Below are 14,695 nucleotides of genomic sequence, written 5' to 3' on the forward strand. Positions count from 1 at the left end.
AGTTGCTTTAGCCGCGGACTATCGACCGATGGTCGGTGGGTTGTTCAGGAGGAAGTCCCGTGGGCCACGTGTCGTGTAGTATGGGTAGGCAACCTGCGCACCAGTAACGCCCGAGCCAGCGGCTTGCTCACGATATGCAGCGTGATTGAGCGTGGTTTGGTAATCAGTGCCACCGCGTTGCCAGCCAATCGGGCCTGGTCGGCAGCCCGGCGTGCAACGAGGGCATCCACGATTGCCTAGCTGGCAACCGACATTCGCGACCATTCCGATGGCGAGCAGTAGCATCCCTGCAACGTTGCGATTCATCGTATATTCCTTTATTCCTACCCTGGCAGTCCTTCAATTTTCAACGCGAGGAACAATGCTGTTGTCAAACAAATCGTCGTTCCTTGTCACCCTATCGATATCGAGCAATCGGTCGTCTTGGATTGCATCTTCTTGGCAGAATCGGATCAATTGGTGCTACCAGAACCTTCACAGAACTCGCAGTTTGCCTAGATCAACATATTTTGCTCTCGGGCGTCCGTTAAATAACAGACTTCGCGAAAAGCAAAGTCAACTCAACCGTTAAAGCGCGTCGATACAATCCAAAGTCGATCCTGTTGTAATTGAGCAGACAGCACCACGTTCAGGATCCTAAGCACCACACTAGCCGCGAATCTCAATCAATCGAAGCTCCATGGATCTATCCGCAATAGCTGTCAGAGCGGCGATCGGTATTGGTGGCGCAGTTGCCGTCTCAGCGGGCAAGCGCGCGGTGGATTTTACAAGTGTGTTGATGGAAAAGTTTCGCGCACCAGATACCAGCGACTTGGATGCTGTTAAAGCCGAGCAAATCCGCGACGAAGAACCGACGGTGAGTGCCTTTCGGCAATTCCTGTCAACAATCGGCGTAGACTTTGAGGCCGCAGTGGAAATTGACGCCGGTGCCGAAGAGCCAATTAAGGTTGAAAGTAACAAGCTAGAAAGCTGGCAAAAGACTTCGATTAAGAACTGGCTTTTCAGTAACCCTGTGCTCGGAAGCAAGCAGGCGAGTTTTAGCTAGCGGCCCAATAGTTTCATCGGCGCATGAAAAAACACGGGAACGATCCCGTGTTTAGTAACTAACGTATTACATATGGTGAAGTTTAGTTCGCCGAGTCGCTGTAGCTGGTGTACGAGGATGTCGAATCGCTGACGCGAGATCGGACGGTCGAAGCGACTTGCATGGCGGCATTGATCTCATACTGAGTGAAGTAGAGTTCGATGCCGGTGTAGCGTGAAACAACCTTTGGCAAAGTTCGCAGTCGTTCCCAGTTCAGGTCGTTGGCTAGATTCCAAGCCGCTGCTTGAGCGACGGTTTGAGAGACTTCGCTGCGTCCGAGAGCTTCGCACAGTACGGCAACTTCTGGTTCTGCATTTACTTTTTCGAGGGGGATAATTTCGTACTTCATGCGTGGGTTCGGATCTTTCTTGCCGAACTCGAGGCATACGGTTGGCGTTGCGATCTTGCCTGGTTTGTCTGGAGCAACGCGGAACATGCCGCCACCGCCCATACCGCCGCCGCCCATGCCACCACCCATGCCGCCGCCCATACCACCCATGCCGCCGCCCATGGCTTGGCCACCGCCGCCGCCCATACCACCGCCCATGCCGCCGCCCATGCCACCCATGCCGCCGCCCATACCGCCCATGCCTTGAGCAAGCGCTTCAGGAACTGCGGCGAAAGTTGTTGGGAGGCGAATATCGATTGGCTTGTCGGTCTTGTTGTGAACGATGACGGTTGCTTTGGTAGCGTCTTTGGGATAGAAGTCGACGTCGATCTGTCCAGCTTCGATAGCTGCAAAGAATTCGACGCTTTCGTCTTTCATAACGGTTTCTTCAGCAGCTTTTGCTGCCTTCTTGCTCTTAGCGGTCGGAGCTTTATCGTCGGCATGCATGGCAGCTGCTCCCGAGAAACATAGGCCTGCTAAGGTGACGATCGAGAAGAGGTTACGGACCTTCATAGTTTCATTTCCCAGTAATTTGATGATTCCAAAGCGATGAATCAATTCGCTTGTATGCTTCAACGCCACATAAACCGGTCACTTGCCAGCAGTCGGAAAGGACTGCTGATTCTGTCGACTTAACGATAAAACGCGATGTGTCGGCAGATAAACCAACGCAAAGCCTATACCAAGACGAGGTTCGAGGTTGTTAGAGCAATCACACTCTAACTCCAAAAGCTCTCGATTTCCAATGAATTCCGTACTTTACGACCGCCTAAAGTGCAGAACAATCGAATTAAATGGCTTAAACGGTCTGTCCTCACACCCTATGGTCAGACCAAGCGGTCATTGGCAAAATGTAGCACTCTGCTACGCTCTGCGGCAATCGCGGCAGCAGATTGCAACAACACAGTCGCTTTGAAACCCTTCCAATATTATCCTCAGGAGAAGACTCATGTCCATGTTTATCGGTGAAGCTTTGGTCGGCGATGGCAACGAAATTGCCCACATTGACCTTATGGTTGGCAGCAAAGACGGCCCTGTCGGCACCGCTTTTGCCAATGCGTTGGCCACCCAATCGGCCGGGCACACCAATCTTCTGGCTGTCCTCTCGCCAAACGTCGCTGTAAAACCAGCAACCGTCATGATCACGAAAGTGACGATCAAAGGCATGAAGCAAGCTGTGCAGATGTTTGGCCCTGCTCAAGCCGCCGTTGCCAAGGCTGTCGCTGACAGCGTAGCTGACAGCACCATTCCAAAAGACCAAGCCGAGAATCTAGTGATCGTCTGCGGAGTCTTTATCCATCCAGCCGCGGCTGATGACAAGAAAATCTACGACTACAACTACCAAGCGACAAAGGATGCGATTCACAATGCGATGAAGGGCAAGCCTTCCGCTGATGAGATGCTGGCACAAAAGGATTCGGCAGCTCACCCATTCCGTGGGTTCTAGTCGAAACGTCTTCGGACGCGTTACTGTATCGCGTCTTGTACCTCAACGATTGACTGTGCGCTGCTTTGTCGCCGAAACGACCACAGTCAACTTCAGGGGTAAGCGCTAGCGGTTCTGTTTGACGTTGGACTACCTCTTGAACAGATCGATGGAAAGACTGTGAAACCTAAGATCTTATTGCAGCTTGATACAGACTTGCGCCCGAGCTCTTTTGACGCTGTCGTCGCAATTGATGCGGGCGTCGATCATCTGCTTCAATATGGAGGTATCTCGCGAGATAACGTCGAATCGCTTGTCCACGGTGCGATTTTCACGCGCAGCCCCAGCGATTTGCAGTCCACTGCGATTTTTATCGGGGGGGCTGATCTACAGGCTGGAGAAGCGGTCTTGCAGCAGGTCGTGAAAACTATGTTCGACCCGCTGCGAGTTTCCGTCGTGCTGGACAGCAACGGTGCAAATTCGACAGCCTGCGCCGCCGTCCTTACGGCTATGAAGCATCTCGATTTGGCCGGAACGCAGGCGTTGATCCTGGGAGCAACGGGCGCGGTTGGAAAGCGTGTTTGCATGTTGCTTGCTCAGCAGGGAGCAAAGCTAGGCATCGGTTCAAGAGAGGCCACTAAAGCGAAGAAAGTTGCGGACGAAATCGCATCCGATAGTAAAGCGAGTTCGTGCGAGCTTGTTCCCTTTGGTTATGACGACGTGGCAGAATTGAACCAACAGCTCTCCGGTTGCGAGCTATTGGTGGCCTGCGGCGCCGCAGGCGTGCAGCTGCTATCCCGCGATCAACTCGAGGCAGCCAAAAATCTAAAAGTTGCCATCGACCTGAACGCGGTGTCCCCTGCTGGGCTGGAAGGAATTGGGGCGATGGATAAAGCCGAAGAACGAGTCGGACGATCCGACTATGGTGCTCTTTCGGTCGGCGGATTGAAAATGAAAATCCACAAAGCGGCCATCCGGACGGCGTTTCAGCAGCGTGGGGTCGTGTTGGATGCGCTCGAAATGCTGGAAATAGGACGGGGAATTTGAGCTTTCCAGTTATCCGCATGTGACTTGTCCACCACTCAGGCTTGAGAAAACTTGACAGGCGTGATACGGTACGTGGGTGCAGAACGGCACAGATTACCAATCCAAACTAAATCCTTCCGCTGAAAATATGACGCGCACAGCCCTTATCACCGCATCCTTCTTGGCGATTGCCGCTGTTGCTCTTAAGCTAGTGAATCTTCCACTTTGGGAGAATTTCGGCTTGTTCGGCGCTCTTGCAATCTTCTGCGGTTGTTTTCTTCGGGGCCCAGTCGCTTGGCTGCTACCTGTGGCCGCATTGGTGTTCAGCGACATTGTTGGCAACTATCTCAACGGGACATACCTCGGGCTCTATGCCGCTCCTGCCATGCTCTTCAACTACGCTGGTCTTGCGGCAATGGGGTTGATTGGGATGCTCTTACGAAATCGACAATCCGTCGCTGGTGCGGCGGTGGCGGCAATTGCGGGTTCGGCAGCCTTCTTCTTGCTCAGCAACTTTGGATGCTGGCTAGACCCACGCATGGGTTATGCTTCAACACCAGCCGGTCTGTTCAATTGCTATGTGGCAGCGATCCCCTTTGCTCGGGGTACATTTTTTGGAGATCTTGTTCTCACCCCGGTCGTGTTTGCTGCGTTCTATGCATTCGGTGCAGCAAACTCGCTGCGAACAGCTCCTGTGCAAGCGACGACCGACCAGTAATCACCGTCGCAAGCCCCACCACAACATTTGCGGTTCTATGCCGCTTTCTGGCGGTCAGCTTCTGGCCGTTGTGCTGGGGCCGCTACATTGGTCGATTTCTGCGAAAACGCTTGAGCTGAACGTCGCCACAGTTCGGCAACTTCGGCAAGCAAGGATACCTTAACCGTTTCACGGAACGGGCTATCAACTGGCAGACCTGCCATTAACGCGCGGTGTGCTTTCCCAAGATTGTGATAAGGAATACTTGGAAAAAGGTGGTGCGTAGCATGATATCTCGTGCCAGTCGGTCCCCACAGTTCCGTGATCCAAGGACGATAGGGATAGTCGCATGAGTCCAGCAATTGCTGCTCGAAAGTTAACTCGGATCCCTCTCCTGTCCAACGGTGTGCGCCCAGCGTTCGCACGTTGTTCATCACCAGCAGTCCTAGAGCAACCGAGTAGGCCTGCAACCATAGCGGATCGTACCACTGACCCGTGGTGAGAGGCATGCGAAAGGCAATCCACATCGCCACCAGAAAGCACAAGACTTCCTGCAGCAGCATAGTCCTCATTACGCGCTTGCCGGCTTCCGGACGTTGGTACATGACGTCCATGACCATTGTCGACGCGCGACGGAAGTTCCATCGACGCACGGCCGGAAAAATCCAACCCAACGGACTCAGCACGGCAAATCTCAAATACCCAGCCAATGGTGTCACCAGAGTCAGCAACATGTAGACGACAATCGCCCTGGGAGGTTGATGTGAAAGATTGAGGTATTCGCCGTCTTCTTCGGTGCCATAGCTCTTTCGGCGGTGATGATCGACATGCGGGTAGTACATGAACGAAGGTATCATGAAGGGAATACCGCACAGCAAATTCCATGCAAATCGAAATGCGCCAAAACCTTCCTTCGGCAAGTGCACAAGCTCATGCGTGAACATGGCAGCTCGTAAAAACAAGAGCACCGTCGCCGTGTAAAGAACTCCCCGAACGGTCCACGTAAAAGCTTCGCTGCCGGTTAACCAGCGATCGTGCAACAAGAGTGCTTGGAACAAGACATGTCCCGTTAAGATCGAAGCGAGAAAGTCTGTCCAGAATACGAGTTGCGACGGATTGTTTAGGCCTTTGACTAAACTTCGAGCCTCACGGAGCGAAAAGCGAGAAGTGCTCCCTGTTTCGCTTTCGACATGTACAGATGTCATGGTTTGCAAAGTCTTTTCATGCGTTAATTCAGGATCACGGCCAATTGCCCAAGACAGAAGTCGTTGCTGCATTTACGCGAGCAAGCTGCATTCCGTCTCAATGCCATTAATCGTCAGTTGAGCTAAAAGAATCACAACGAATTTTGAAATTCTGTGAGTTTGAGTCAAGCGACAAGCATGAAATTACATTTGCTGACTAAATCATCAATCTGTACGTTCGTGCAGAGTCATCGAGCTGGATGGATTTCAGAGCTAGTGAGAATAAGGTCCAATCGATCTCGCAGAGAATGCATCTGGTCGGCGCTCCACTGCTGGCCCACATGCGCTACAACGTTCAGGACGACGATGATTAGCAAAGCCGCTGCGGCTGCCCAGAAACCCCAAGTAGTTTCACCGACGACCCATTGCGAATAGCCCAGCACGAGTCCAAAGAAGGTGATGCACGACATGGCTAGATAGATGATCCAAACAAAGGTCCAAACTTCTACCCGAGGTGCAAACCGGCCACAAAGCGTGCAATGATGGTTTTTCATAAAAAGATAAAACGACAAATGCGGCGACCATAGTCGATGTTCGGAAACGGGTAGATGAAGTTCGCCGTATTCGCCATGCATGAAGAACGAATCTTTAGCGCCGATGCGTCGGTAAGCTTCGTCCAGTTTCGCAATCACCTGTTCCCGGTCGTCCGCAAGTGGAATTTCAAACGTTGGACGTAGGACGAACAATTGCATGGCTTGGCCAGATCTGCGCAGGCTGCGCTTTGGCGTGAGAGGTAAACTACCCCTTCATGATAACTCTACGCGGAGCCTGTGGTAACTCGCAGACGCGTGCGGCGGCTCAATTTTGTCTCCCCTCGCTCTTGAAAGATGCATCCCGCGAAGCGCAGAAAAAAAGACCAGCAACTTAGTAAAGCTACTGGTCCTTGAATTGTGAAAGTACAGTCGCAACAGCTAATAAACCAGCATTGCGGAAGGGGACCTTATGCTTGGAAAGAGCTTCCGCAACCGCAACTCTTCACGACGTTCGGGTTTTCGAAAGTGAAGCCCTGGCGATCGAGGCTCTGATGCCAGTCTAACTTTGTGCCGTCCAAATAAAGCGAGCTTTTCTTGTCAACTACGACGGAAACTCCGTGTTGATCGTAACGTGTGTCCTTCGACTCATCGAACGAATCGTCGAAAACCAACGAATAGCTCAAACCGCTACAGCCACCGCTGGTGACACCAATTCTTAGGAATGCTTCGTCGCCCCAATTTCCTTCGGACTTGAATTTTCTTACTTGGTCTGCTGCCGACTCGGTCAGTTGAATAGCCATGAATTATAACCCTTGCGATCAAATATCAAAAAATGCCAAACGGAGTGGCGTCTGGCTCAATTATTCGTCAACTGTGCGATCTTAGCAAGTTGGAAATTGCGAGGGAACGGAATGTCGACGAGATCCAGACTCTTTCATACGGTCTCGCCCGCGTCCGGTTTCGAAAATTCCCTTGTGAAACTTGGGAAATTCCAACTACAGAGGAAACTTTTGAAGGCGACGGCCACATGGATTAACTGGGGACCTCGGGTGTTTTTAACGGTTTTGATGTCTCGGCGTAAGAAAATCCCGTAAAAAACTTCCCCCCGGGCACAGAATTAAAGCTACGTTTCAGTAAGAGCCACCAATTCCGGCCCCGAAGCCTCATCTCGCCATCTTCGTCTCCCCCCTACTCTCCCATCCGATAGGTCTGGGTTCCAACATGAAGTACAGCCACCTCGTTCGTCGAATTCTCATCTGTTCCTGCGTTCTCGTAGTTATGTCCGTATCGACATTAACCGCAATCGCCGGGACACCGGCTAAGCCTCAAGCAACGGTCCGACCATTTAATTTACCGATCGTGTCGTACGTTCAAGCCGCACGTTCGGACGCAAAAGCCGAAAGCTTTTATCAAAACAATCTGCCCGCCCTCCGCCAAATCATCAATGAAAACTTGGCGGAAAGCGTACCGCTTTCGAACGTAAGCAGCCTCAAACTGGATGCTAATAAACTCTTTCTACGACAGGAAGCTGTCGAGACGATCCGAGTGTATTTCCTGGCAGAAGGAGCAGGTTATCACAACTCCTTGGGATTCGCTTTTACGCCGGCCGGTTCCGAAACGCCGGGAACACCTTATTTGATTTTCCCAGATGCTTCGGCCGGAAGTAAACGGACTAAGACAGAACCGCTTCGTGAAGGGGATTTTGTAGAAATTGGCCGCGGCGGGAACGGTTATCAACTCGACTTCTTTTTGATCTCTAATGGAGCCAACGGCGGGCAGACTTGGCTTTGGAACGACGTTTCCAAAAACTCGGACAACCTACAGCATGTGGTCGCTTATCACGTCCCCGGCACATCCATGATCTTAATTGGTTACGAAGACATCATCGGTGGTGGTGACCTTGACTACAACGACTGCTTGTTCGTAGTGGACGTTGGTTTCGAAAACATAAATGCAGAATATCCTCACTAGCAAACTCCTGTAGCAAGTCGTTTGAAAGGAAAGCAGGTGCTAACTTTCAGACGATTGAAAGTCTTACTCGTACCACAACATGGAACCGCAGACTATTACTCAAGTGAAATCGACCAGCGAGAAGGCTAGCAACCTTCGCGGGGCTCGCTTGCACGTGCGCAAACCATTGCGTCGTGGGATAGCAACGGTCGAGATGGCTGTCGTTCTGCCGCTCTTGTTAATTCTTGTGTTGGGTACGATTGAAATTTGTCAAAGGCTGTTCCTTCGTCAAACCGCCGTTGTTGCTACTTATGAAGGCATCCGACTAGCGGCTAGAAAATCATCCAACCCAGCAGACATTGTTAATCGATGCCAAAGCATTCTCACGAATCGTCGAGTCATCGGAGCAACTGTTACGGTCAGCCCAGCGACGTTTAAAGATATAAGTACTGGAAGTCCAATAACCGTCGAAATAAAAGTTCCCTGGGCAGCAAATACGGCAACTCGGTTTGTTCTAAAGGATCAGGGGCAAATCACGGTCAAGGCGACAATGCTGCGGGAGTAGTTGTGCTGATTAACTTTCAAAGTCCAATATTGAGTTACCTGGCAAGAGTCCAATCATGAATATTCGTCATCCGCTAAAGTCACACCGAACACGACCTTCCTCACGAAATCGAAGCGGTTCGATCCTTGTGCTTGCTGTCGCTGCTTTCGCTGCGGTGGCGATCGTGGGCGGAATGTCGGTGAATCTAGCTTACATGGAAGTCGTTGGAACTGAGCAAAGGATGGCGACCGACGCTGCTGCAAAAGCAGCCTCAATAACATTAGGGCTAACGCAATCACCTCAGCAAGCAAGACAAAAAGCGCATGAGATTGCTGCAGGTTATAGTGTTGCCGGTAAGCCATTCGTACTTGCGGACGCGGACATCGTTTTTGGAAGATCGACCAAGTCGAATGATGGAAAATTTACGTTTACTGCGGCGAGCGATGGATCAGCAAACTTGAACTCAGTACGCGTCCGATCAGATTTGGACACGCTCGGCGACGGGGGCGCTCCGATTCTATTGATGAACACGGTGTTCAATCCAAACAAATTCAGCCCAGTACGTGATGCAGTCGCTACGCGAATAGATATTGACGTCGCCTTGGTTGTGGATCGTTCTGGGTCAATGGCTTGGGATCTCTCGAACATACCATTTCAATATCCCGGGCAAGACGGTCGATTCGCCTTGAATCAACGTTACGTCGATCTTCCAGACCCAGTGCTAAGTCGTTGGGCGGCACTGACGGAATCTGTCGGTGTCTTCTCCGATGTTTTGAAAGACAGTCCCTACGAACCACGAGTTGCACTGGCGTCCTATGCGAGCAATTTTAATTTTGGCGTTTGGTCATCAACCGTTGCGTCGATCGATATGCCGCTGAGCGACGACTTTGTTGGCATCACAGGCATTATGGACCAGATTGGCAGCAAGCCATTGATCGGAAATACAAACATTTCCGCTGGACTTCGAGAGGGGATCGCCGCACTGACCGATCCGGCAAAAAGTAGAATTACATCGACAAAAGTAATCGTGCTCCTGAGCGACGGCGTGCTAACGCAAGGGTCAAGTCCAGTTGAGCTCGCGAACGTGGCACGTGAGCTAAATATAAAGGTCAATACGATTGCCTTTAGCGCACAAGCGGACGTTGAGTTGATGCAAGCCATCGCAGCTGCCGGAGGCGGGCATTTCTATAACGCACCCGATGCGGAAACGCTCAACGATGTATTTCAAGAAATAGCAGAGACACTGCCAGCGATGCTAACCCAGTAACACGATAGCAGCTTTCGATAACTCCCAATCAATCAATATGAAGAACGTAACACGCAGCCGCTTGAAAAGTTTGCACCGGTGCAATCGACTTGGCGTATTCACCGTTGAATTTGCTCTCGTGTCGTCAATCTTCTTCGTCGTTCTGATCGCATGTTTTGAGTTTTCCCGCATCTTTTTTACACGTCATACTCTTGATCAGGCCGCCTATGAAGCATGCCGGACCGGCATAATTCAAGGAAGAAGCAAAGACGACGTGGAAGCGCGGGCCAACACAGTGTTGTCTGCAGCGGGCATCAAAGCCAAGTCGATTTCTGTTTCGCCCCCAGTCTTCACCGAACTTACAGAGACTGTTAGCGTAACGATTACGTGCAACGTTGTTGAGAACTCCTGGATTCCCGGTCGGTTCTTTATGGAGCCAGAAATCTCCGCTACGATCGTCTTAGATCATGAAAATCAATCTTACTTGATTAAGCCCGATGTGGACGACGAAGTCGGCGATAATGATGGCGAGCCTATCGACACTTAGGCCTGCGAATTAATTGGTCGCGACCCAAGTCTTGCGCATCGACCATAAATCGCATTGCGGATAAGATCTATCGCATTCGGTCATTCTGAACCCGCGATAGGAGTCAAACGTGTTGCGTATCTGGTGCGATGTTGGTGGTACCTTTACAGACACCATTCTGGATGCATCTTCCGCACTTTCTGGTTCGCAGAGATCGCGACTGAAAGTTTTGAGCTCGGGTGTGACGCACGCATCGATCATGAAGTGGATCGACCCAAGTTGCGTACAATTAAAGTTGTCGTCAACGTCTCGCGAGTTCTGGAATACCGCGGTCATTCGATTCCGGGATCAAAACGGAGAATTACTTGGAGAGACCCGCGTGGTCGGTTCGGAATCCTCTTCGAACTATTTTCGGGTTGCACTAGTTCAGAGTTCGGCCCTGATTGAAGCTGCCGTAAGCGTGGACTTGATATGTGGGTTTGAAGCTCCGGTTCTGGCAGCTCATCTACTGTTGGATATCCCGATTGCAAAACCACTTCATGACCATTTAGATGTTAGGCTTGGAACGACGCGAGGCACGAATGCACTATTGACCAGGAACGGCAGTCGTACTGCCCTGCTGCTGACTTCGCCGTTTGAAGACTTGCTGTTGATAGGACATCAGGACCGGCCAGAATTGTTTTCGCTAGAGGTGCATAAACGGGCTCCGATCTACGAGAAGGTTAGGTGTGTGCATGAACGCATTCGATCTTCGGGTAAAATTGAAACACATGTTGATCTGTCCCATGCCAGAAAGGTTTTGCAGGAAATGCAAGCGGATGGCATCGAATCGATTGCCATCTCATTTCTAAACGCGTATGCGAATCCGATTCATGAACAAAAGGTGGCCGCTATTGCAAGGTCGCTTGGATTTGCGAATGTTTCGGTCAGCAGCGAAATTTCTCCAATCGCGAAATGGGTAGACCGCTGCGAAACGACTGTGATCGATGCGTATCTGGGGCCAACAGTGCGTTCCTATTTAAATCGACTCCATCAACAATTCGGTGGCAAGGATGGTCAACGTTTGCGCGTCATGACAAGCGCCGGCGGCTTGGTCGACTTCCGCAGTTATGGCGGCAAAGACAGTGTATTGTCGGGCCCGGCGGGCGGCGTGGTCGCGCTGGACCGTCTCTCGCTCTCTATGGGTAATACGAAAGGACCGCAGCTAAAAAGAGTTCGTTCAAAGCTTATCGGGCTTGATATGGGAGGGACTAGTACCGACGTGTGCCGCATCTCGGAAGCACCGACTCTCAAATTTGAAACCGTCAAAGCCAACGTCCGGCTTCTCACTCCCGCGCTCGACATACACACGGTCGCATCCGGTGGCGGTTCTGTCTGCAGCTTTGATGGTGTTCAGTGGCACGTTGGCCCACAATCAGCGGGCGCGAATCCGGGACCCGCTTGCTACAGCCGAGGCGGGCCGCTAACGGTAACCGATTTGAATCTACTTACAGGGCGACTTCCCGAAGATGCATTACCATTCGCGGTTGATCACGCTGCAGCTCGCAAGGCCCTCAATCGGTTATGCCGTGAAGCGCAGTTGCCTGAAGGGGATGAGGCTGCGATTGAGCTAGCTGCTGGATTACGAAGGATTGCCAACGAGCAAATGGCGGCAGCTGTTCGTTCAATAACGATTGCGGAAGGTGCCGAGCCAAGCGAGCATATGCTGGTGGGGTTCGGTGGAGCTGCGGGGCAGCATATCTGCGAAATAGCATCGCTTTTGGGCATTTCGACCATACTTGATCCATTGGATGCCGGAATTTTGAGCGCTCTGGGGATGGGATTGGCCGCGATAACTCGCACTACAAGTAAGCCTGTCTACCAGCCACTCGTCGATTGCCATGCTGACAGCCTGGATAGCGAATTTAGTCAGCTCGAAGAAGCTGCTGCCACCGAGCTGCAGAACGAAGGTCTGGACCTGAGTTCGATCCAGTTTAAACGTACGATCGAAATGAGGACGGTTGGCACTGATCGGACGATTCCTCTAGAATGGTCATCATTCGAATCGATTCCAGACGATTTCCATAACGCGCACGCCACACGATACGGCTACAGTCGCCGTGAGCTTCCAATCGAAGTTACAGCGATCCGAATATTGGCTCAAGTCGAATCGGACGTTGAGTGGCCAACACCGACTGTAGCCGAACTGGATCAGTTGTCACAAAGTCTCGATTTAGAAAACAAATTGCCTCCGAGCAGCGAGCACCGAATGTACGATGGAACGTGGTCCAGTGCTAGTGTTGTTAGGCGTTCTGACTTGGTGAGCGGTACACTGATTCACGGTCCAGCAATCGTGCTGTCAGCGTCGCACACAACCGTTATCGAGGCCGGTTGGGTTGGGATGGTCTGCCACGATGGATCGATCGTGGCAACTCAAAGAAAGAAAGCGACGCCAGCAGCAATCGGCGAAAAGCGAACTGCTGCCCAGGCCCAAGTGTTCCGCGAGGTCTTGGCACAACGCTTCGCCGCGATCGCTTCGCAGATGGGAATCGTTTTAGAACAAACCGCGATCAGCGTGAATATTCGTGACCGACGCGACTTTTCCTGCGCAGTTTTCGATAGACACGGGCAGTTGTTAGCCAATGCTCCTCACGTCCCAGTGCATCTAGGCGCTATGCAAGCTACCGTGGAGCATGCGATCAAGTCTTTCCCCGAGAAGCTGCCTGGCGATAGCTACATAACCAACGATCCCTATTGCGGTGGCTCTCACTTGCCAGATGTAACAGTAGTTACGCCCGTGTTTGCCAAGGATCGCTCAGAGATTGTCTTTTACGTGGCGAATCGAGCCCATCATGCTGAAATCGGCGGCATCGCTCCTGGCTCGATGACTCCGAAAGCTACTAGGTTAGTTGAAGAAGGTGTGATCATTCCAATGCAGCATCTGACCCACGGTGGTAGCGACTGTAGCGATAAGATTCGTGACTTGTTGTCGAACTCGCCGTTCCCTTCGCGACTTGTAAAACAGAACATGGCAGATCTGGCGGCTCAAACAGCAGCCAATAGCCGCGGAGTATCGGCGCTGCAGGACTTAGTCGATGAACTTGGTTTCGAGGAGATCAGCAATACGATCGAAAGCATCCTCAGCCTGACCGAAACAAAGGTAAAGCATTGGATCGCATCGCTGTCGCCCAGAACACTTTCGTTTTCGGATCAATTAGATGATGGGACAACGATCGCAGTGAAGCTGGATTTTCGTGACGAACAACTTGTCATCGATTTCGAAGGTAGCGGACCGGTATCGCGAGCAAACTTTAATGCGTCTATCGGAATCGTGCATGCCGCCGTGCTGTATGTGGTGCGATGCATGATCAAAGACGACTTTCCCATGAACAGCGGAGCGTTCCGACCTCTTAAGATTGTAGTGCCGCATTCGATTCTAAATCCCGTCTTAACCGATAGGCTTGAAGATCGTCCCGCTGTAGGTGCAGGGAATGTGGAAACGAGCCAAAGAGTAGTCGATGTCTTGCTGGGAGCCTTGGGCGTATGCGGTGCAAGTCAAGGGACGATGAATAATCTTCTCATGGGCAACCACGAGTTCGGATTCTATGAGACTTTGGGGGGCGGAACCGGAGCAACGGAGGCGGCGGACGGCGCCGATGCGGTTCATAGCCATATGACGAATACGCGGTTGACCGATCCCGAAGTGATCGAGAAAAGGTACCCGATTGTGCTTCGCCAACTGCGGGTCCGCCAAGGGAGTGGTGGTGCGGGAAAGAGACGCGGCGGCAATGGCATGATCCGCGAATTAGAGTTTCAAACGGATTTGACCGTGTCGCTGATCACTTCTCGTCGCCAACCCTATTCTCCTTATGGGCAGGGAGGCGGTGAAAATGGCGAGTCGGGATGCAACTTCTGGATTGGGGCCGCGGGCGAGGAAAAGGAGCTGGCAGCCAGTGTTCAAATGAATGTCGTGGCTGGCGATAGGATTCGGATAGAAACTCCGGGCGGCGGCGGCTTCGGGAATGTTTAATCGCAAATAGACAAATTTGCCCGATCTAAACTTGACTAATTTGATCTGATTTGTAGTATTTCTCCAGCGGGTGGCTTGTTTG

14 protein-coding genes are annotated in these 14,695 nt (G+C 51.7%); 9 read left to right on the forward strand and 5 right to left on the reverse strand.

The window, feature by feature from the left end:
• Positions 1-18 precede the first annotated feature (18 nt).
• Complete coding sequence (locus tag SH451x_RS02615) at positions 19-306, reverse strand: hypothetical protein (protein ID WP_479360797.1); 288 nt, start codon at positions 304-306, stop codon at positions 19-21.
• A gap of 373 nt (positions 307-679) precedes the next feature.
• Here SH451x_RS02615 and SH451x_RS02620 point away from each other — a divergent pair, with 373 nt between their 5' ends.
• The gene (locus tag SH451x_RS02620; protein ID WP_479360798.1) at positions 680-1,045 is read left to right on the forward strand and encodes a hypothetical protein; all 366 of its coding nucleotides are present in this window, start codon (positions 680-682) and stop codon (positions 1,043-1,045) included.
• A gap of 82 nt (positions 1,046-1,127) precedes the next feature.
• Here SH451x_RS02620 and SH451x_RS02625 read toward each other — a convergent pair whose 3' ends face one another.
• A complete protein-coding gene (locus SH451x_RS02625; protein ID WP_479360799.1) occupies positions 1,128-1,985 on the reverse strand; it encodes a hypothetical protein in 858 nt (285 codons plus the stop codon).
• A gap of 436 nt (positions 1,986-2,421) precedes the next feature.
• Here SH451x_RS02625 and fae point away from each other — a divergent pair, with 436 nt between their 5' ends.
• The 3 genes from fae to SH451x_RS02640 all read left to right on the forward strand — a co-directional run bounded on the left by fae (position 2,422) and on the right by SH451x_RS02640 (position 4,642).
• The gene (gene fae / locus SH451x_RS02630) at positions 2,422-2,919 is read left to right on the forward strand and encodes a formaldehyde-activating enzyme (RefSeq protein WP_479360800.1); all 498 of its coding nucleotides are present in this window, start codon (positions 2,422-2,424) and stop codon (positions 2,917-2,919) included.
• A 159-nt stretch (positions 2,920-3,078) separates the two neighbouring features.
• On the forward strand, positions 3,079-3,945 hold the full coding sequence (locus SH451x_RS02635) for an NAD(P)-dependent methylenetetrahydromethanopterin dehydrogenase (RefSeq protein ID WP_479360801.1): 867 nt from the start codon (positions 3,079-3,081) through the stop codon (positions 3,943-3,945).
• A 127-nt stretch (positions 3,946-4,072) separates the two neighbouring features.
• Entirely contained in the window at positions 4,073-4,642 is a 570-nt protein-coding gene (locus tag SH451x_RS02640) for a DUF6580 family putative transport protein (RefSeq protein ID WP_479360802.1), read from the forward strand.
• A gap of 35 nt (positions 4,643-4,677) precedes the next feature.
• On the opposite strand, the gene SH451x_RS02645 is transcribed toward SH451x_RS02640, so the two are convergent.
• The 3 genes from SH451x_RS02645 to SH451x_RS02655 form a co-directional block, all read right to left on the reverse strand.
• The gene (locus tag SH451x_RS02645; RefSeq protein ID WP_479360803.1) at positions 4,678-5,826 is read right to left on the reverse strand and encodes a fatty acid desaturase family protein; all 1,149 of its coding nucleotides are present in this window, start codon (positions 5,824-5,826) and stop codon (positions 4,678-4,680) included.
• Positions 5,827-6,053: 227 nt separating this feature from the next.
• Entirely contained in the window at positions 6,054-6,557 is a 504-nt protein-coding gene (locus tag SH451x_RS02650; RefSeq protein ID WP_479360804.1) for a hypothetical protein, read from the reverse strand.
• A 248-nt stretch (positions 6,558-6,805) separates the two neighbouring features.
• A complete protein-coding gene (locus SH451x_RS02655; RefSeq protein WP_479360805.1) occupies positions 6,806-7,138 on the reverse strand; it encodes a HesB/IscA family protein in 333 nt (110 codons plus the stop codon).
• Positions 7,139-7,559: 421 nt separating this feature from the next.
• On the opposite strand from SH451x_RS02655, the gene SH451x_RS02660 reads away from it, so the two are divergent.
• The 5 genes from SH451x_RS02660 (at position 7,560) to SH451x_RS02680 (ending at position 14,613) form a co-directional block, all read left to right on the forward strand.
• Positions 7,560-8,309, forward strand: coding sequence for a DUF4114 domain-containing protein (locus SH451x_RS02660; RefSeq protein WP_479360807.1), 750 nt, complete (start codon positions 7,560-7,562; stop codon positions 8,307-8,309).
• 79 nt (positions 8,310-8,388) lie between these two features.
• A complete protein-coding gene (locus tag SH451x_RS02665; RefSeq protein ID WP_479360808.1) occupies positions 8,389-8,853 on the forward strand; it encodes a TadE/TadG family type IV pilus assembly protein in 465 nt (154 codons plus the stop codon).
• A gap of 55 nt (positions 8,854-8,908) precedes the next feature.
• Positions 8,909-10,099, forward strand: a complete 1,191-nt coding sequence (locus SH451x_RS02670) for a vWA domain-containing protein (RefSeq protein WP_479360809.1) — start codon at positions 8,909-8,911, stop codon at positions 10,097-10,099.
• Positions 10,100-10,136: 37 nt separating this feature from the next.
• Positions 10,137-10,625, forward strand: coding sequence for a TadE/TadG family type IV pilus assembly protein (locus tag SH451x_RS02675; RefSeq protein ID WP_479360811.1), 489 nt, complete (start codon positions 10,137-10,139; stop codon positions 10,623-10,625).
• Between the two features lie 109 nt (positions 10,626-10,734).
• Positions 10,735-14,613, forward strand: coding sequence for a hydantoinase B/oxoprolinase family protein (locus SH451x_RS02680; protein WP_479360812.1), 3,879 nt, complete (start codon positions 10,735-10,737; stop codon positions 14,611-14,613).
• Positions 14,614-14,695: the final 82 nt, after the last annotated feature.

The sequence above is a fragment of the Njordella aestuarii genome, from assembly GCF_056494165.1.